The organism is Kosakonia sp. R1.Fl, assembly GCF_023516815.1.
GTDB lineage: Bacteria > Pseudomonadota > Gammaproteobacteria > Enterobacterales > Enterobacteriaceae > Kosakonia.
In genome coordinates, this window is the sequence record NZ_JAMGSQ010000001.1 from 3,039,077 (window position 1) to 3,058,629 (window position 19,553).

A 19,553-nucleotide genomic window follows, 5' to 3' on the forward strand; every position below is an offset into this window, starting at 1 on the left:
CAGTAATGGAGAATCGTATGAGTACATCCCTTTACAGTAAAACCCCCCATGTTGCGGTGCTTGATAATCGTGCAATGGCGGTACGCGATATTGTTTATCACCGCCATCCCGACTTCCCGGACATCACCGACGAGCGCATCACTCGCCATCGGTTCGACGCGCGTGGTTTGCCGTCTCAAAGCGCCGACCCGCGTCTGTATGCCGCCGGGCTGGCGAATTTCAGTTATCTCCACGACCTGAACGGTACGCCGCTGCGCGCACAGAGTGCCGATGCCGGTACATCCGTTGCCCTGAATGACGCGTCAGGGCGGGCTTTTTTGCAGATCAGCAATATCGGTACAGGCAACGAGCGCAGCGCCGCCGTGACCCGCACCTTCCAGTATGAAGCGGCAGACCTGCCGGGACGTCTGCTTGGCATTAGCGAGCAAGTTGCCGGAGACAGCGCGCGCATCACGGAGCTGTTTATCTGGGGCAGCGTTTCAGCGGATGAACAGAGCCACAATCTCGCCGGTCAGCTGGTCAGCCATTACGACCCGGCAGGCCTGCTTTCGACGGGCAGCGTTTCCCTGAACGGCGTACCGCTTGCCGTCACCCGCCAGCTGTTGCCGGACGATGCCGACGCAGACTGGCAGGGCGCGGATGCTTCCGCGTGGAATGACCTGCTGGCGGGCGAAACCTACACGACCAACAGCACGGTGGATGCGGCCGGAAATGTGCTGACCACCACCGACGCGAAAGGCAATATCCAGCGCGTGGCCTATGATGTGGCGGGGCTGCTGAAAGGCAGCTGGCTGACAGTCAGTGGCGGTTCCGAGCAGATTATCGTGAAATCCCTGTCATACTCCGCCGCCGGGCAGAAGCTGCGCGAGGAGCACGGCAACGGCGTGGTGACCACATATTCGTATGAAGCGGAAACGCAGCGCCTCGTTGGCATTAAAACGGAACGAGTCTCCGCCACAAAAGTGCTGCAGGATTTGCGCTACGAATACGACCCGGTGGGTAACGTGCTGGTGATTACTAACGATGCCGAGGAGACGCGTTTCTGGCGCAATCAGCAGGTCGTTCCCGAAAACACCTATACCTACGACAGCCTGTACCAGCTGGTCAGTGCCAGCGGACGCGAAATGGCCAGCGCGGTACAGCAGAACAGTAACCTGCCTGATTTCACCTCCTTCGATAACGCCACGTACACAAACTACTCCCGCACGTACACCTACGATAACGCCGGTAATCTGACGAAAATTCAGCACAGCGCCCCGGCGTCCGGCAATAACTACACCACCAGCATCACCGTATCCGACCGCAGCAACCGGGCGGTAATCAGCACACTCACCGAAAACCCGGCGGATGTGGAGGCGCTGTTCACCGCCGGCGGCCAGCAGCAACAGCTTTTACCGGGGCAGGGCCTGCTGTGGACAGCACGCCAGGAGCTGCAGCAGGTCACGCCCGTCACCCGCAGTGGTGCAGCGGACGACAGCGAACGTTACCGCTACGACGCCAGCAGCCAGCGCATCGTCAAAATCACCTCGCAACTGACCGGCAACAGCACACAGACCAGACGGGTGGTTTATCTGCCGGGTCTGGAACTGCGCAGCAGCGCCTCAGAGGAGTTACAGGTGATAACCGTCGGTGTCGCCGGGCGCGCGCAGGTGCGGGTGCTGCACTGGGAAAGCGGTCAGCCTGCCGGAATTGCTAACGACCAGATTCGTTACAGCTACGACAACCTCACCGGCAGCAGCAGTCTGGAAGTGGACAGCAGTGGCGAGCTTATCAGCCAGGAGGAGTATTACCCGTTCGGCGGCACGGCGTTATTCGCCGCGCGCAGTCAGCTGGAGGCGGATTACAAAACAATTCGTTATTCCGGCAAGGAGCAGGACGCCACCGGGCTTTATTACTACGGCTACCGCTATTATCAGCCGTGGGCGGGGCGGTGGCTCTCAGCGGATCCTTCGGGTACGGTGGACGGGCTGAATCTGTTCAGAATGGTGCGGAATAATCCAATTACCTTTTTTGATGAAGAGGGGAAGGAGGCGCAAAGGGCAATAATCGATAGGGAGGGGAAAATACAATACACACATATTGGTTCAGAAGCATATCCGTTTGATGACGAACAGGTGTTATATGCACGGACAATTGCAATTAATATTGTCGATGAGGCTATAAAGAAATTAAGTGAGAAAAAATTATCGTCTGATACTAAATTAAAAATTAGAGAGATTTTCTCTGGGGCGTCCAGTAAAGGTAAAATAAAAACCTCAAGGTTTAGAGATGAGTTATTAGCGAGATTTACGGCAATAAAAAAACACCTGTCTGAGAGCTATATATTATTTGATCCCAGGGGGTCGGAAACGCTTCCAGAAGGCGCACGTGCGTATGTTTTTCATGACGAAGCGAAGAAACATATTTTTCTTACTGAGAACTATATGAAAAACTTAGGAACTATCAATAGCTTGCAAACATTTATCCACGAGGCTTCACATTTCTCAGGTGTTGAAAGAGTTCCCGGTTCAAAGTATGAAAAACTGTATAAGGATCGGGGAACGCAAGACTATTATTACTACGGTACGCAAGAAATTGACGAGACAAAAATACAACCAGATTATTTTAGGTTGTCATTAAATGTAATGAAAATACAAAATCAAAAAATGGCTGGAAAGATAAATAAGCTAACGACGGGGACGCCGACCAGTCGAATGAATATTGCTCTTGATAACGCAGATACAATTGGGTTGGTCGCAATTAGCCTGGGAAGAGAGAAAATACAATGGAAGCGTTTTAAGAGGGATATAAAACAAATCCATTAATTATTAAAAGCGAATGCGAATAATGAATGGCATATCAGGAAATGTTGGTAGGTTGGATAAGCCCCGGCGAGTTAATCGCCGGGTTTACGATTATTTCAGCAGATGCTGCGCATGGAAGCGCAGATGATCTTCAATAAACGCAGCAATAAAGAAGTAACTGTGATCGTAGCCGGACTGGATGCGCAGCGTCAGCGGCCAGGATTTTTGCCGTGCCACTTCCGCAAGCCGCGCGGGCTGTAGTTGATCGGCCAGGAACTGATCATTATCCCCCTGATCGATAAGTGTTGGGATCGCGTCAGTTTCGTTGCTTTCCAGCATCAGCGCGCAGCTATCCCATTCACGCCATTGTTGCGCATCCTCGCCCAGATAAGCGCGAAACGCTTTTTGCCCCCACGGCACCTGCATCGGGTTCACTATCGGTGCAAAGGCGGAAACGCTGGTGTAACGGCCGGGGTTTTTCAGCGCCATGATCAATGCGCCGTGGCCGCCCATCGAATGACCACTGATAGCGCAGCGGTCGCTGACGTTAAATTGCGACTGGATAAGCGTCGGTAATTCATCGCGCAGGTAATCATACATACGATAATGCGCCGCCCACGGCTGCTCGGTGGCGTTGAGGTAAAAACCTGCGCCTTTGCCGAGGTCATAGCTCTCTGCATCTGCGACATCGTCGCCGCGTGGGCTGGTATCCGGCATCACCAGCACAATGCCTAACTCTGCGGCTACGCGTTGCGCACCGGCTTTGGTGGTGAAGTTTTCGTCATTACAGGTGAGACCGGAGAGCCAGTACAGCACCGGCGGCGGTGTTGCGCTGTATTGCGGCGGTAAGAAGATGCTAAAGGTCATCGTGCAGTTCAGTACGGCGGAGTCGTGGCGCCAGCGCTGTTGCCAGCCTTCAAAACAGCGGTGCTCTTCAAGCATTTCCATGCGGGGCTCCTTAGAATTTTTTACAAACAAAGTAAGGTGACTTCTTGTCATCATACAGACTATTCCCTTTGCTGTGAGTAACTTTCACTTCCGCATAAACGCAACATACTGCATCATAAACATAACTTTACGTTAACATTTTGGGGGCGCTAATGGCGCAACGTGTGGCGCTTTGTGGGTTTATTGTGCTGGTGGTAGCAATGGGGATCGGGCGTTTTGCCTTCACGCCGCAGGTGCCGTTAATGATCCGCGACGAACAACTCACCCTGACCAGTGCCGGGCTGGTGGCGGCGATTAACTATCTCGGCTATCTGCTTGGTGCGTGGGACGCAATGCGCGCGCAGCGGCATATCGAAGTCCGTCTTTATCTTGGTATTGGCGGCGCGGTGGCACTCACTTTTCTCTCTTCGCTTGCGGATAACGCGCTGCTTCACGGCGCGTTACGCCTGGTGATTGGCGCAATGAGCGGCTGGGCGATGGTGCTGATTGCCGCCTGGACCAACGATCGGCTGGCGCACGCTGGAAAACCAGGGCTGAATGCCGCGGTGTTTGCCGGGCCGGGCGCAGGCATTGCATTAAGCGGCCTGCTGGCGGTGGCGATCCAGGCAAAAGGCTTAAGCGCTGCATCCGCCTGGCAGGTGTATGGGGTGCTGGCGCTGCTGCTGGTGGCGTTGATTGCCCGCTATTTGCCGCGTCTTGGCGAGTGGCATCGACCGGGCGAAAAGCCGCAGCCGCTACAATTAACCACCGATCTTAAACGGCTGGTCTGGAGCTACAGCCTGGCCGGATTTGGCTATATTTTACCGGCGACGTTCCTGTCGCAAATGGCGGCGCTGCGCTTTCCTGGCAGCCTGTTTGCCCAGTTTGTCTGGCCCGTGTTCGGTGCCGCAGCGGTGGTGGGGATTGCGCTCAGTATTTTGCTGCGCCACGTTGGTCACAGCCATCAGCGGCTGGCGGTGGTGCTATGGCTGCAGGGGGCGGGCGTACTGGCGGCATGGTTGCTGCCGGGGATGAGCGGTCTGGTGTGCGGTGCGTTGCTGGTGGGCGGCGGATTTCTTTGTGCCGTACAGCTCTCATTGCTGTATGGACGCGAGCTCGCGCCCAATCACACGCGTTACATGGCCGGGTTATTGACCACCGGCTATGCGATGGGACAACTGGTTGGCCCTATGACTTCCGCGCTTTCCACCTGGCTTACGCAGCAGCTTGAACCGGCGCTTGGCGTGGCGGCAATTGCCCTGGTCATTGGCGGGCTTTTAGTCTGGAAACGCACGGCCTGAAAGGCGGCAGCGATTTCAATAATTATCGCCACCAGGGCTGGATTATGTGCGCGACCTCACGCACAATGTTCGCTCACTTTGCGTTAACAACGCGAAGTTCGCCACACCTGCAGGAGAATAAAAAACATGTCATCACTCAGTAAAGAAGCGGCGCTCGTTCACGAGGCTCTGGTTGCCCGTGGTCTGGAAACGCCGCTGCGCCCACCGGTGCAAATGGATAACGAATCCCGTAAACGTCTTATCGCCGGGCATATGACCGAGATTATGCAACTGCTGAATCTCGATCTGAATGATGACAGCCTGATGGAAACGCCGCATCGCATCGCCAAAATGTATGTCGATGAGATCTTCTCCGGCCTCGATTACGCTAACTTCCCGAAGATCACCGTCATTGAAAACAAAATGAAAGTCGATGAGATGGTGACAGTGCGCGATATCACACTGACCAGCACCTGTGAGCACCATTTTGTCACTATCGACGGCAAAGCCACCGTTGCCTATATTCCGAAGGATTCAGTGATTGGCCTGTCGAAAATCAACCGTATCGTGCAGTTTTTTGCGCAGCGCCCGCAGGTGCAGGAGCGACTGACGCAGCAGATCCTGACCGCGCTGCAAACGCTGCTCGGCACTAACAATGTCGCGGTTTCTATTGATGCGGTGCATTATTGCGTGAAAGCGCGCGGCATCCGCGACGCGACCAGCGCGACGACGACCACTTCGCTCGGTGGCTTGTTCAAGTCGAGCCAGAATACCCGCCAGGAGTTCCTGCGCGCAGTCCGCCACACTAACTAATTCGCTGGAGCCGCCGACATGGAGAGGAATGTCACGCTGGATTTTATTCGTGGCATCGCCATTCTCGGTATTCTTTTGATGAATATCACCGCCTTTGGTTTGCCAAAGGCGGCCTATCTGAACCCTGCCTGGTACGGCGACATCACGGCGTCGGATGCATGGACCTGGGCGCTGCTCGATCTCTTCGCGCAGGTGAAATTCCTCTCGCTGTTTGCCATTTTGTTCGGTGCGGGTCTGCAAATGTTGCTGCCGCGCGGTAAGCGCTGGATCCAGTCGCGCCTGACGCTGCTGGTGCTGCTCGGTTTCATCCATGGTCTCTTTTTCTGGGATGGCGATATTCTGCTGGCTTATGGGCTGGTGGGGCTGATTGCCTGGCGCATGGTGCGTGATGCGCAGAACGTGAAGACGATGTTTAACACTGGTGTGGTGCTGTACCTGATTGGCATTGCGGTTTTGTTGTTGCTGGGGGGAATTTCCGGTTCGCAACCGAACCGCTCCTGGTTGCCGGATGCGGCGAATGTGCAGTACGAGACCTGGTGGCGAGTCAGCGGCAGTATCGGGGAGGCCATCAGTAATCGTGCGGATATGCTCTCTAACGCGCTGCTGGCGCTGGGGGCGCAATATGGCTGGCAACTAGCGGGCATGATGCTGACAGGCGCGGCGCTGATGCGCAGCGGCTGGCTGAAAGGGCAATTCAGCCTGCGCCATTACCGTCGGACGGGGGCGCTGCTGATTGGCTTAGGGTTACTGATCAACATCCCGGCGATTATTGCGCAGTGGCAGCTTGGCTGGTCGTATCGCTGGTGCGCTTTTCTTCTGCAGGCTCCGCGCGAACTTGGCGCGCCGTTACAGGCGGTGGGTTACGCGGCGCTGGCGTGGGGATTCTGGCCGCAGATCTGCGGTTACAAACTGGTCAATGCTATTGCCTGCGTTGGACGCATGGCGCTCACTAACTACCTGCTGCAAACGCTAATCTGCATCACCTTATTCAATCGTTTCGGGCTGTTTATGCAGTTCGACCGTCTGCAACTGCTGGCTTTTGTACCTGCGGTGTGGGCCGTGAATATCCTCTTCTCTCTGTTCTGGCTCAGGCATTTTCGTCAGGGGCCAATGGAATGGCTATGGCGGCAATTGACCGCACGTGCTGCAGGGACATCATTAGCACGCACATCCAGATAACGATCTGGATCACAATCATTAACAAAACGGATGTAACCGTTTCCATTCATGTGATGCCACTCACGTAGCAATCGCCTGCTCGCTGCCAGAATAGCCTCCTTACTTAACACAGGGGGTGGCTGTGAACTGCCGCAATCCAGAAAAGGTGGGTAAAAATGATCACCATTCGTGACGTTGCCCGGCATGCGGGCGTCTCTGTCGCGACGGTGTCCCGCGTGCTCAATAACAGCGCGCTGGTCAGCCCGGAAACGCGCGAAACGGTGATGAAAGCCGTCGCCCAGCTGGGTTATCGCCCGAATGCCAACGCCCAGGCGCTGGCGACGCAGGTTAGCGACACCATTGGCGTGGTGGTGATGGACGTCTCTGATGCCTTTTTCGGTGCGTTGGTGAAAGCGGTAGATACGGTTGCGCAGCAGCACGAAAAATATGTGCTGATTGGCAACAGTTATCACGAGGCGGAAAAGGAGCGTCACGCCATTGAAGTCCTGATCCGCCAGCGTTGTAACGCCCTGATTGTTCACTCAAAAGCGCTAAGCGATGAAGAGCTGACAGGCTTTATGGAGCAGATCCCCGGCATGGTGCTGATCAACCGGCTGGTGCCAGGCTATGCGCACCGCTGCGTCTGCCTTGATAACGTCAGCGGGGCGGTGATGGCGACACGCATGCTGCTTAATAACGGTCATCAGCGCATCGGTTATCTGGCCTCCAGCCACCAGATTGAAGACAACGATATGCGCCGCGAAGGGTGGTTCCGCGCGCTGGAAGAGCAGGGGATTAACGCCCCGGACAGCTGGGTTGGCACCGGTTCGCCGGACATGCAGGGCGGTGAAGCGGCGATGGTTGAGCTGCTGGGGCGCAATCTGCAACTGACCGCAGTTTTCGCCTATAACGACAGCATGGCGGCGGGGGCGCTGACGGCGCTGAAAGACAACGGTATTGCGGTGCCACAGCATTTATCACTGATTGGTTTCGATGATATTCCCATTGCGCGTTACACCGATCCGCAACTGACCACGGTGCGTTACCCGGTCGCTTCAATGGCACGCCTGGCGACCGAGCTGGCGTTGCAGGGGGCCGCAGGTAAGCTGGATCCAGAGGCTGCGCACTGCTTTATGCCGACGCTGGTACGCCGCCATTCCGTGACCGCACGACAAACTGTGGCACCGATCACTAACTTATAAACTTCGATGATGTAACCGTTTTCAATCTGTGAGTAAATTCACAGTATCTTAACAAGGCGCTGACTATGATGTCAGCGTTTTAGAAGCTGAAACACGATGTAACGGTGATTAATCACTTTCACTACAAGTGAGCGCTTTGAAACATCGAATAAAGCGAACTTCTGGAGCGTTACCCGGACACGGACGAATGGATTTTTAGAGTGAACTTCGGTCGGCAGTAACGTCTTCGTAACAACTGACCCGCCGAGCATTATTCACAAGAACTACCCTGCATATAAAAAAACCGGAGATACCATGAATAAGAAGGTGTTGACTCTGTCTGCTGTTATGGCAAGCATGCTTTTTGGCGCAGCCGCACACGCAGCGGATACCCGCATTGGTGTGACCATCTATAAATATGACGACAACTTTATGTCCGTTGTCCGTAAGGCTATTGAGAAAGACGCCAAAGCAGCGCCAGATGTTCAGCTGCTGATGAACGACTCGCAGAATGACCAATCCAAACAGAACGACCAGATTGACGTGCTGCTGGCGAAAGGCGTAAAAGCACTGGCGATCAACCTGGTTGACCCGGCTGCGGCAGGTACGGTGATTGAGAAAGCGCGTGGTCAAAACGTTCCGGTTGTTTTCTTCAACAAAGAACCTTCTCGTAAAGCGCTGGATAGCTACGATAAAGCCTATTACGTGGGTACCGATTCCAAAGAATCCGGCGTGATTCAGGGCGACCTGATTGCTAAACACTGGGCGGCGAACCCGGGCTGGGATCTGAACAAAGATGGCCAGATCCAGTTCGTACTGCTGAAAGGCGAGCCGGGTCACCCGGATGCTGAAGCGCGTACCACTTACGTTATCAAAGAGCTGAACGACAAGGGCATTAAAACCCAGCAGCTGGCTCTGGATACCGCGATGTGGGATACCGCTCAGGCGAAAGACAAAATGGACGCCTGGCTCTCTGGCCCGAACGCTAACAAAATTGAAGTGGTTATCGCTAACAACGACGCGATGGCAATGGGCGCGGTTGAAGCCCTGAAAGCACACAACAAATCTGCTATTCCGGTATTCGGTGTCGATGCGCTGCCAGAAGCGCTGGCGCTGGTGAAATCCGGTGCAATGGCCGGTACCGTGCTGAACGATGCGAACAACCAGGCGAAAGCAAGCTTTGATCTGGCGAAAAACCTGGCCGAAGGTAAAGGTGCGGCAGATGGCACCAACTGGAAAATCGACAATAAAATTGTTCGTATTCCTTACGTAGGTGTAGATAAAGACAACCTGGCTGAAATCGCCGGTAAATAATATTAAGTAAGCATGTTCTCATTGGGCGCAACGACTGTTGCGCCCTTATAACACGATATGCCAGGCCAACAAGGTATAATTATGGTCAGCAATAATACTCAGTCGTCAGGTGAATTCTTGTTGGAAATGAGCAATATCAACAAGTCTTTTCCAGGCGTAAAGGCACTCGATAATGTCAATTTGAAAGTCCGTCCGCATTCGATCCATGCATTAATGGGCGAGAACGGTGCGGGGAAATCAACATTATTAAAATGTCTTTTTGGGATCTATCAAAAAGATTCCGGTAGCATTCTTTTTCAGGGGAAAGAGATCGACTTCCATTCCGCGAAAGAAGCGCTGGAAAATGGTATTTCGATGGTTCATCAGGAACTCAACCTGGTGTTGCAACGCTCCGTGATGGACAATATGTGGCTGGGTCGTTACCCGACCAAAGGCATGTTTGTCGATCAGGATAAAATGTTCCACGATACCAAAGCCATTTTTGATGAGCTGGATATTGATATCGACCCGAAAGCACGCGTGGGAACATTATCTGTATCGCAAATGCAGATGATTGAAATTGCCAAAGCGTTCTCTTACGACGCCAAAATTGTCATTATGGATGAACCGACTTCTTCGCTGACGGAAAAAGAAGTCAATCATCTGTTTAAAATTATCCGTAAACTGAAAGAGCGTGGCTGCGGAATTGTTTATATCTCCCATAAAATGGAAGAGATATTCCAGCTGTGCGATGAAATTACGATTCTGCGCGACGGCCAGTGGATTGCCACCCAGCCGCTGGAAGGGCTGGATATGGACAAGATCATCGCCATGATGGTTGGCCGTTCCCTGAACCAGCGCTTCCCGGATAAGCACAACGTGCCGGGCGAAACCATTCTTGAAGTGCGTAATCTTACCTCGTTGCGCCAGCCCTCTATTCGCGATATCTCCTTTGATTTACGCAAAGGCGAAATTCTCGGTATCGCAGGTCTGGTCGGGGCGAAACGTACCGACATAGTTGAGACGTTATTTGGCATTCGCGAAAAGTCCGCTGGCACCATTAAACTTCATGGCAAACTGATTAATAATCACACCGCCAATGAAGCGATTAATAATGGCTTTGCGCTGGTGACTGAAGAACGCCGTTCTACCGGTATTTATGCTTATCTTGATATCGGATTTAACTCATTAATCTCGAATATTCAGAATTACAAAAATAAAGTCGGCTTGCTGGATAATAGCCGTATGAAGAGTGATACCCAGTGGGTTATTGACTCCATGCGTGTTAAAACACCCGGCCACCGTACACAAATTGGTTCGCTTTCCGGTGGTAACCAGCAAAAAGTGGTTATTGGTCGTTGGTTATTAACACAGCCAGAAATTTTAATGCTCGATGAGCCGACCCGTGGTATTGACGTTGGGGCTAAATTTGAAATTTACCAACTGATTGCCGAACTGGCGAAAAAGAATAAGGGGATCATTATTATTTCCTCTGAAATGCCTGAGTTGTTAGGCATCACTGACCGTATTCTGGTTATGAGCAATGGCCTCGTTTCCGGAATTGTTGATACTAAAACGACAACGCAAAACGAAATTCTCCGTCTTGCGTCTTTGCACCTTTAAGATCAGGGGCTCCTCATGAGTGCGTTAAATAAGAAAACTTTTCTCACTTATCTGAAAGACGGCGGTATTTACGTTGTTCTTTTAGTGTTACTGGCCATTATCATTTTTCAGGATCCCACTTTCTTAAGTCTACTGAACTTAAGTAATATTCTGACCCAATCCTCCGTGCGTATTATTATCGCACTGGGCGTAGCGGGGCTGATTGTTACTCAGGGTACTGACCTTTCCGCCGGGCGCCAGGTTGGCCTTGCGGCGGTGGTTGCCGCCACGCTGCTGCAATCGATGGAAAACGTCAACAAGGTCTTCCCGGATATGGCGACAATGCCGATTCCGGTGGTGATCCTGATTGTTTGCGCCATTGGCGCGGTGATTGGGCTGGTGAACGGTATCGTGATTGCATACCTGAACGTGACGCCGTTTATCACCACGCTGGGTACGATGATCATCGTTTACGGTATCAACTCCCTGTACTACGACTTTGTGGGCGCGTCGCCGATTTCCGGTTTCGACAGCGGCTTCTCAACCTTTACGCAGGGCTTTATTGCGCTGGGCAGCTTCCGGTTGTCGTATATCACTTTCTATGCGTTGATTGCTGTGGCGTTCGTCTGGGTGCTGTGGAACAAAACCCGCTTTGGCAAAAACATTTTCGCCATCGGTGGTAATCCGGAAGCAGCGAAAGTCTCCGGCGTTAACGTGGCGCTGAACCTGCTGATGATTTACGCGCTGTCCGGTGTGTTCTATGCCTTCGGCGGGATGCTGGAAGCGGGTCGTATCGGCTCTGCCACCAACAACCTTGGCTTTATGTATGAACTGGACGCCATCGCCGCCTGCGTGGTTGGCGGGGTCTCCTTCAGCGGCGGTGTGGGTACCGTGCTTGGCGTAGTGACCGGTGTGATTATCTTCACCGTCATCAACTATGGTCTGACCTATATCGGTATTAACCCGTACTGGCAGTACATCATCAAGGGCGGCATCATCATCTTCGCCGTGGCGCTGGACTCGCTGAAATACGCTCGTAAAAAATAATCCCATCATCTGTACCCGGCCCGCTCAACGAGCGGGCTTTTTTTTGCCTGTTTTGCCGCCTTCTGCCATGGATTTAACCCACTGCTTCAGCCAAAAAACTTCGCTCGCGGCGAGTTGTTAAATTTTTTGCTTCGGTGCTACGCTCAATAAAGTCGCAATATTAATAAGGAGATTGGGGATGAACAGTGAGTGCGCATTTCCTGCACTTCCAGTGATTGGCTGGCAGGTGGGAGTGGTTGAGGATTTGGATGGTGTGGTCATGAAGTTTGGTTGCAGCACAGGCCCCTGCGACGCGGGAGCAACGACGTTTGATTCGCCCTTTTTTAATTTAACGCCTGATATGGTGAGAAGCCTGATCTACGACCTTGAGCGTAGCCTGCAACAGCATGAGAGCAAAGTGGCCTGACGCTTCGCTTGCACTTCGGGTACATCCCATGTGCCCGATATTTAAGTCAATTCTGAATGCCTGTATGCCCATCGCTACTTACGCTTGAAAGAATGAATCTGTGAATGAGGTTGTATCCGCAGCTCAGGGGCGCTTATGAATTTTGTTTATTTTACTGTTGATTATTTACCGCATGAAAAAAACTCACCTGTTAACTTCTCTTTGAAAAATGTCGAACTGTTGCGCGATGGCGACGTGATTGCTTCACTTGGCGATATCAAAATCACGTCCTTGCCGTTCTTTTACTTTTGCCCGGTACCCACCGGCTTTCGCAAAATAGAGTTCAGAATGAAAAACAGCCCGCCAGCGCGAATTGTGTGTAGCGCAGGGTACTTAAAAAGCGGGGAGTATCTGGTTAATACGCCGGATGGGGAGAAAGCATTGTCCTTCAATGCGTTAAATGGCCACTGGACGCTCGACAGAACCAGCCGTGCGGTTATCGATCACCGCCATTTTGTGGAGCGCGGTTTTACACTTGTCCGTCCAGTGAAAACCAGCAGTCGCAATGCGTCAATGAACTAACGCTTCAGTTTTTTCCTTTCTTTTGCATATCGATAAGCTGCTCGGCGGTGACGGCCGGGTAGCCTTGCGCGTCGTCCGGCACTTCCTGCATTGACGGAATGGGTACCAGCGGGCCGAGGAAGCGCGGCTCACGCTTGAAGATATAGAGATCGGCAATCGTGCCCAGCCGTGCGCCAAACTCGCGTACGCGTACGCTCCACATATCTTTCGGCGACGGCACGGCGTAACACTGCGCCTGAATACCCATATGCTGGGCAATAAACAGCGCGCGTTCGCAGTGGAAACGTTGGGTAATGATAATGAAATCGTTAGTGTCGAAGACTTTACGAGTACGCACAATTGAATCGAGCGTACGGAAACCGGCGTAATCGAGCACGATGTCGGCAGGATCGACACCGGCGGCAATCAAATCCTTACGCATGGTCATCGGTTCGTTATAGCTTTGCAGCGCGTTATCGCCGCTCAGCAACAGGTAGTTAACCTTGCCGCTGTTATACGCATTAAGCGCGCCCTGGATCCGGTAGCGGTAATATTGATTGATAACGCCAGTGCGGTAGTACTTTGCGGTGCCGAGGACGACGCCGACCTGGCGCCAGGGGAGATCCTGCAAGTCGTCGTAAATATAGGGGGCGGTTTTCCAGCTCATCCAGCGGTCTAAGCCAAGCGCAGTCAACAGCAGTAAGCCGATAAGGACTAACAAGCTGTAAGTAAAACGCTTTAACATGCAGCAGACTCGAGCAGAATTAGAATGTCCCTCAGGCTACTTTACCCGTACGGCAAGCGCAAGAAACGGCGGTTCAATTGCGGGGTTTTTCATCACTGCGGGCACGAACCCGCAGCGAGGATCATTTACTCAGCAAAACGCGTTCGACCTTCTCACATCCCAGCGCGCGCAACGTGGCGGCGGTGGCATCCCATTGGGTGAGTGGCGCATCAGCGCGTTCTGCCAGTACCGCGCGTTGAATATCCGCATAATCGAAACCGCTGAGGCTAAGCAGATTCAGCGCGCCCTGCAAGGGTGGCAGCGTTGGGTTGAAGGCGGCATTTTCCGCGTAGCTCCCGCTGAAGATGCGCCCGTCGCGACAAAGAATCGCCACGCCTGAGGGCGAAGTCGTGTAAGGCGAGTGGCTTTTATTGGCTGCATGAATGGCCGCCTGCGTTACCTCATCCCCGTTCAGTGAAAAACCGTGGTTCTGTTGATCCATTAACAGCGTTTTGATGTCGAGATCTTTGGGGCCAAACGCGTCCGGCAGGTAATCGCCCAGCGTATGCGGCGCGCGACCCGGCAGGTTAATGCGCAAATTCAGGCCGCTGTTCAGTTCATTCATAAACTGGCGGCAGTGGCCGCACGGCGTGTAGTTGACGGTGATGGAAGAGAGCGCTTTTTCACCGCGCAGCCAGGCGTGGCTGATGGCGCTCTGCTCGGCATGCACGGTTTGCTGCATCGTCGCGCCAGCAAATTCCATATTGGCACCGAAGTACCATGTTCCGCTGACGCCACGCGCAATCGCACCCACGTTGAAATGGGAAAGGTCAGTGCGGGCGCAGGCGGCGGCGAGCGGCAGCAAGGCAAATGCCAGCGCGTCCTCGTCCAGCCCCGTCGCGCTTTGCAAAGTTGCCACCTGCTCTGCGCTCAGCATGGCGGGGAAGTGATCATCCGCCAGCAGAGGAGCCAGTGCGGTTTGTAAATTCTCCGCAAGCCCGGAAAAAGCAGAGTGAAAACGTGAATGCATAGCTGTGCCTCATAGCAGTGTATTGGAATCGTAGTTTACGGGGCTGCATAGCCTCTATGTGTGATTCACTTCACACTGTATGTGCAACTTATGAAACTCAAATTAAAAATGCGCGACGTATCGCAAATTTTAGCCCAGCAACGCGAGGATAACCGGGAACAGAAACGGTGCGACCAGCGAAGTGATAATCCCGCAAATCACCAGCGCCAGCGAACTGAACGCCCCTTCCTGATAATCCAGCTCAGCGCAGCGCGCGGTACCCAGCGCATGTGAGGCGGTGCCCATTGCCAGCCCGCGAGCCGATTTCGTGGTGATACGCATCAGGTTCAGCAAGGTATGGCCGAACACCGCGCCCAATACGCCAACAAAGATCACGCAGACCGCACTGATTGCCGGGATACCGCCAATGCTGCCGCCAACCGCCATCGCGATCGGTGTGGTGACGGATTTGGGTAATATCGACGCCGCAATTTCCGGTGTCGCGCCCATCAGCAGCGCCACAGCGGTACCGGAAAACATCGCTACCATGCTGCCGATAAAGCAGATAGTAATGATCGATTTCCAGCGGGCGCGAATCTGATGTAACTGCTCATAGAGCGGAAACGCCAGCGCAACAACGGCGGGTTGCAGCAGATCGTTAAGAATTTTACTGCCCAGGAAATAGTGGTCATATGGAATGCCCGTCACCAGCAGGATCGGGATAATCACCACCATCGCCACCAGCAGCGGGTTGAGCAGCGGTAGCTTGAAACGCGTGGCGAGTTTACGCGCGGCGAAAAACACCGCCAGTGTCAGCGGTAACGACCACCAGATATACGTCATCATTCTTTCTGACCTTTTTGTCCTGCCACTTTACGCTCGCCGTGCACCAGATGGGTGCTCCAGCTCACCACCAAAAAGACGATAATTGTGCTCACCGCACAGGAAACAACAATCGGGCCAAACTGCGCGCGCAGCAGGTCGTAATATTGCATCACGCCAACGCCGATGGGCACGAACAGCAGCGCCATGTAACGGATCAAAATAAAGCAGCCGGGATTTACCCATTTGGCGGGCAGAATTTGCAGCGCCAGCAGCACGAACATAATCAGCATGCCGATAATGCTGCCCGGAATAGCAATAGGCAGCAGCGATGAAACAAAAATGCCTGCGTAGAGACAAGCGTAAATAAGCACAAACGCACGAAGGTACTGCCAGATAATATTCAGTGAGTTACTCATGGTGAAAGCCCTTGTCGAAACGCATTCATCATACAATTAAAGCGAAAAACGTGCTACTGATCACATCATGAATTGTGAGCATACCAAACATTCCATTCAGGAACGTTATGCATTCCCACAAGATTTACCGCGCGATATAGCCAAAAGTGTAGTGAAGAAAGGCACTTTCCACGCCTGAACAGAGACGCTACTATGGCGCCTCTTTTTTATGGGGCGAGATATGCGTGTATTACTGGCGCCGATGGAAGGCGTGCTCGATTCGCTGGTGCGCGAGCTGCTGACCGAGGTTAACGATTATGATTTATGCATCACCGAATTCTTGCGCGTGGTGGATCAACGCCTGCCGGTAAAATCCTTCTATAAAATCTGCCCGGAACTGCATCGTCAAAGCCGTACGCCTTCCGGTACGTTGGTGCGTATTCAACTCTTAGGACAATACCCGCAGTGGCTGGCGGAAAATGCGGCGCGCGCGGTTGAACTGGGCTCCTGGGGCGTCGATCTCAACTGCGGTTGCCCGTCGAAGCTGGTCAACGGCAGCGGTGGTGGCGCGACGTTGCTCAAAGATCCTGAGCTTATTTACCGTGGCGCAAAAGCGATGCGTGAAGCGGTGCCGTCGCACCTGCCGGTGACGGTAAAAGTGCGTCTTGGCTGGGACAGCCCCGCACGCGCGTTTGAAATTGCCGATGCGGTACAGCAGGCCGGCGCCAGCGAATTGGCGGTACACGGGCGCACCAAAGAAGATGGCTACAAAGCGGAGTGCATCAACTGGCAGGCCATCGGTGAGATCCGCAAGCGGCTAACCATTCCGGTGATTGCCAATGGCGAGATCTGGGACTGGCAAAGTGCGCAGGATTGTATGGCAGCCACCGGTTGCGATGCGGTGATGATTGGCCGTGGCGCGCTGAATGTGCCGAATCTGAGCCGGGTGGTGAAGTACAACGAGCCGCGTATGCCGTGGCCGGAGGTTGTCGCGCTACTGGCGAAATATTCGCGGCTGGAAAAGCAGGGCGATACCGGTTTGTATCATGTTGCGCGCATCAAACAGTGGCTCGGTTATTTACGCAAAGAATATCTTGAGGCCAGCGAGCTGTTTACTGAGATCCGCGCCTATAAACATTCCGACGATATCGCACAAGCAATCGCCCGCCAGCGCAGCCGCGTTGGCGTCTGACACGCGCCGGTGAACCTTTCGCAGGCGGTCTCGTTATGCGCTCGAATAAAGCTGGGTTGAAGTGCGGGTGTGGATTGTTACTGCGTAAGCAGGCGAAACCTGATCATCTGGCAACTGCCGGAGGTCAGGTTTTTTTGTTTCCGGGGTCGGAATGAATAGCGCCAAAATAGTAAACAACGTTGTTGTCGTGGTGCCGGGCGGCAGTCGCGCGCACAAGTGGTGATAAGTTACACCCGGTGAAAGCCGGTTGATCTGGAAAGCGCCGCCAAAGCGGAGAGCGCCAGGCGTTACGGTTTTATTGATGCTAACGGCAAGGCACCCCGGCCGCGCAGCCCTGAGAAAAATTTCTACGGGTATCGCGGCAGTAACGGTGAAAGCCTGAAATAACACCCGCTCTGCCCGCACAAACCGGGCAGACGCGTCAGTTAAGGCGTTTAGCGATAAACTCTTTCAGCCACATTACCGCCGGATCGCTGCTGTGACGCTGATGCCACAGCATCGCCACCTCAATTGGCTGCACATCCAGCGGCAGCGGACTGCTTGCAAACCCTCGCGTGCGCTGCCACTCCTGCGCCAGACCTGCTGGTACGGTCGCCAGTGCTGACATGGTCTCCAGTAATCCTGGCAGGGCGGCGAAGTGCGGCGTGGTGTAGTGGATGCGGCGCTGATGGCCGGTTTTGGCCAGTAGCGTGTCGAAGTGGCTGCTGGTGGCTTCCCGGTAGCTGACCATTAAATGCGGCTGTGCGGCAAAAGTATCGATATCCAGCGGTGCGCTCAATGCCAGCTGTTGCGGGTGCCAGAGCGTGATAAACGGCATGGTGGTCAGCACGTCGCGCTCCAGCCAGCGCGGCCCGGCTTCGGCGACGCTTATCGCCATATCCATTTCGCCGCCTTCCAGCCGACCGGCATCGCTGAACGGATCGCTGGCCACCACATTCAGACGCATGCCGGGCGCGGCCTGTTGCAGCGCCGGGATCAGCTTTGGCATCAGCCACATTTCCACCCAGTCCGCCATGCCAAGCGTCAGCGTGACGCTGGCAGTCTGCGGATCAAAGGCCGTTTGCTGAAACAGCGCGCTTTGCAACTGCTCCAGCAGCGGTAGCAGTTCCGTATGCAGCTCGACGGCGCGCGCGGTGGGCTGCATTTTATGACCGCTACGAATAAACAGCGGATCGTCAAACAGGGTGCGCAGGCGCGACAGCACACCGCTCACCGCCGGTTGACCCAGATGCAGCTTATCCGCCGCCGCAGAAACGCTCTGTTCGCGAAACAGCACGGCAAAGGCGATCAGCAAGTTAAGATCGATTTTGCGGAAATCATTCTCTTTGATAGTCATTATTGCTCCAATCAATTGGAGTGATAGTAGCCGTTGCCGGATACTGGCGCAATGAAAACGACTGGAGAAGAGTATGAAACATTATCCACTTCTGTTGGCGCTGGCGACGGCGGGTTTGAGTTTTGGCGCTATTGCTGCCACACCGCTCTCAACGCACCAGCCGCAAGCGCCGGGCTTTTACCGCATGGCAATGGGCGACTGGCAAATCACCGCCGTTTCCGATGGCACCGTCGCGGTGCCGTTTGACAAACTGCTGACCCATATCACCCCGGAGCAGTTGCAGGAACGGATGGCGCAGGCCAGTTTACCCGTCAATGCCGAAACCTCGATCAACGCCTTTGTGATTAACACCGGTAAGCAGTTAATCCTGGTGGATGCCGGTGCCGGGCAGTTGTTTGGCGACGCGGGCGGTCATCTGCCGGAAAACCTGCGTGCGGCGGGCATTGATCCGGCCACCATCGATACCGTGCTGCTGACGCATATCCATGCCGATCACTCCGGCGGCGTACAGCGCGACGGCAAACCGGTGTTCGCCAATGCCACCGTGCGGGTCGATCAGCGGGATGTCGAGTTCTGGCTCAACCCGGCACATGAAAAAGAGGTGGAAGAGGGGCAGCGCCATACTTTTGCGGAGTCCGAGCGCTCACTGCGCCCGGTGATAGATGCCGGTAAGCTCAGCCCTTTCCGCGCGCCGACGCAAATTATCCCCGGCATTGAAGCGATCCCGGCACCGGGCCATACGCCAGGCAGCGTGATTTACCGCGTCACTCACGGCGGTAAGACGCTGATGTTGTGGGGCGATATTATTCATGCGCACCCGGTGCAACTACCGCAGCCGGAAGTGGCGATCCATTTTGATGTTAACCAGCAGCAGGCGGTTAAAACCCGTGAGACCGTGCTGGCGCAGGTCGCGCGCGAAGGGGACTGGGTGGCCGCAGCGCATATTGCTTTTCCCGGCATCGGTAAAGTGATGAAAGCGGAGAACGGCTATCGCTGGGTGCCGGTGAATTACAGCGCGAAGGGGAATTAACCCGTAATGCCG

Annotated in this window: 18 protein-coding genes; 12 read left to right on the top strand and 6 right to left on the bottom strand. The window is 54.2% G+C overall.

Translation table 11 applies throughout. The annotated features are described in order from the left end of the window. The first annotated feature begins 17 nt into the window (after positions 1–17). Positions 18–2,804, top strand: coding sequence for an RHS repeat domain-containing protein (locus tag M8Q36_RS14260; RefSeq protein WP_249881304.1), 2,787 nt, complete (start codon positions 18–20; stop codon positions 2,802–2,804). A gap of 90 nt (positions 2,805–2,894) precedes the next feature. Here M8Q36_RS14260 and fghA read toward each other — a convergent pair whose 3' ends face one another. Continuing rightward, positions 2,895–3,731 (bottom strand): S-formylglutathione hydrolase, encoded by an 837-nt coding sequence (gene fghA / locus M8Q36_RS14265; protein ID WP_160269460.1) that lies wholly within the window; start codon positions 3,729–3,731, stop codon positions 2,895–2,897. A gap of 152 nt (positions 3,732–3,883) precedes the next feature. Between fghA and M8Q36_RS14270 the strand changes: the two genes are divergently transcribed. From M8Q36_RS14270 to M8Q36_RS14310, 9 genes are all read left to right on the top strand, one after another. Beyond that, on the top strand, positions 3,884–5,011 hold the full coding sequence (locus M8Q36_RS14270; RefSeq protein ID WP_249881305.1) for a YbfB/YjiJ family MFS transporter: 1,128 nt from the start codon (positions 3,884–3,886) through the stop codon (positions 5,009–5,011). 126 nt (positions 5,012–5,137) lie between these two features. Next, entirely contained in the window at positions 5,138–5,803 is a 666-nt protein-coding gene (gene folE, locus M8Q36_RS14275; RefSeq protein ID WP_017459784.1) for a GTP cyclohydrolase I FolE, read from the top strand. Between the two features lie 18 nt (positions 5,804–5,821). Beyond that, positions 5,822–6,982, top strand: a complete 1,161-nt coding sequence (yeiB, locus tag M8Q36_RS14280; RefSeq protein ID WP_249881306.1) for a DUF418 domain-containing protein YeiB — start codon at positions 5,822–5,824, stop codon at positions 6,980–6,982. Between the two features lie 155 nt (positions 6,983–7,137). Next, complete coding sequence (gene galS / locus M8Q36_RS14285; RefSeq protein WP_020454385.1) at positions 7,138–8,163, top strand: HTH-type transcriptional regulator GalS; 1,026 nt, start codon at positions 7,138–7,140, stop codon at positions 8,161–8,163. 294 nt (positions 8,164–8,457) lie between these two features. Next, a complete protein-coding gene (gene mglB, locus M8Q36_RS14290) occupies positions 8,458–9,456 on the top strand; it encodes a galactose/glucose ABC transporter substrate-binding protein MglB (RefSeq protein ID WP_200550405.1) in 999 nt (332 codons plus the stop codon). Between the two features lie 81 nt (positions 9,457–9,537). Next, positions 9,538–11,058, top strand: a complete 1,521-nt coding sequence (gene mglA / locus M8Q36_RS14295; RefSeq protein WP_017459788.1) for a galactose/methyl galactoside ABC transporter ATP-binding protein MglA — start codon at positions 9,538–9,540, stop codon at positions 11,056–11,058. 15 nt (positions 11,059–11,073) lie between these two features. Further along, positions 11,074–12,084 (top strand): galactose/methyl galactoside ABC transporter permease MglC, encoded by a 1,011-nt coding sequence (gene mglC / locus M8Q36_RS14300; RefSeq protein ID WP_017459789.1) that lies wholly within the window; start codon positions 11,074–11,076, stop codon positions 12,082–12,084. A gap of 178 nt (positions 12,085–12,262) precedes the next feature. Further along, a complete protein-coding gene (locus M8Q36_RS14305) occupies positions 12,263–12,490 on the top strand; it encodes a hypothetical protein (protein WP_249881307.1) in 228 nt (75 codons plus the stop codon). 135 nt (positions 12,491–12,625) lie between these two features. Beyond that, complete coding sequence (locus tag M8Q36_RS14310) at positions 12,626–13,051, top strand: hypothetical protein (RefSeq protein WP_249881308.1); 426 nt, start codon at positions 12,626–12,628, stop codon at positions 13,049–13,051. Positions 13,052–13,055: 4 nt separating this feature from the next. Here the strand turns inward: M8Q36_RS14310 and sanA are convergent, their stop codons facing one another. The 4 genes from sanA to M8Q36_RS14330 all read right to left on the bottom strand — a co-directional run bounded on the left by sanA (position 13,056) and on the right by M8Q36_RS14330 (position 16,004). Beyond that, positions 13,056–13,775 carry an outer membrane permeability protein SanA gene (gene sanA, locus M8Q36_RS14315; RefSeq protein WP_017459792.1) on the bottom strand — a complete coding sequence of 240 codons (720 nt, stop codon included), beginning with the start codon at positions 13,773–13,775 and terminating at the stop codon, positions 13,056–13,058. Between the two features lie 121 nt (positions 13,776–13,896). Further along, positions 13,897–14,784: a cytidine deaminase gene (gene cdd / locus M8Q36_RS14320; RefSeq protein ID WP_249881309.1), complete on the bottom strand. Its 888-nt coding sequence runs from the start codon at positions 14,782–14,784 to the stop codon at positions 13,897–13,899. A gap of 129 nt (positions 14,785–14,913) precedes the next feature. Next, a complete protein-coding gene (locus M8Q36_RS14325) occupies positions 14,914–15,609 on the bottom strand; it encodes a CidB/LrgB family autolysis modulator (protein WP_249881310.1) in 696 nt (231 codons plus the stop codon). Beyond that, complete coding sequence (locus tag M8Q36_RS14330) at positions 15,606–16,004, bottom strand: CidA/LrgA family protein (protein WP_045510813.1); 399 nt, start codon at positions 16,002–16,004, stop codon at positions 15,606–15,608. The genes M8Q36_RS14325 and M8Q36_RS14330 overlap by 4 nt, the downstream gene beginning before the upstream one ends. Before the next feature lie 220 nt (positions 16,005–16,224). Between M8Q36_RS14330 and dusC the strand changes: the two genes are divergently transcribed. Continuing rightward, complete coding sequence (dusC, locus tag M8Q36_RS14335; protein WP_249881311.1) at positions 16,225–17,175, top strand: tRNA dihydrouridine(16) synthase DusC; 951 nt, start codon at positions 16,225–16,227, stop codon at positions 17,173–17,175. Positions 17,176–17,596: 421 nt separating this feature from the next. On the opposite strand, the gene M8Q36_RS14340 is transcribed toward dusC, so the two are convergent. Next, positions 17,597–18,511: a LysR family transcriptional regulator gene (locus M8Q36_RS14340; RefSeq protein WP_249881312.1), complete on the bottom strand. Its 915-nt coding sequence runs from the start codon at positions 18,509–18,511 to the stop codon at positions 17,597–17,599. Between the two features lie 73 nt (positions 18,512–18,584). Between M8Q36_RS14340 and M8Q36_RS14345 the strand changes: the two genes are divergently transcribed. Continuing rightward, the gene (locus M8Q36_RS14345) at positions 18,585–19,541 is read left to right on the top strand and encodes an MBL fold metallo-hydrolase (RefSeq protein ID WP_249881313.1); all 957 of its coding nucleotides are present in this window, start codon (positions 18,585–18,587) and stop codon (positions 19,539–19,541) included. Positions 19,542–19,553 lie beyond the last annotated feature (12 nt).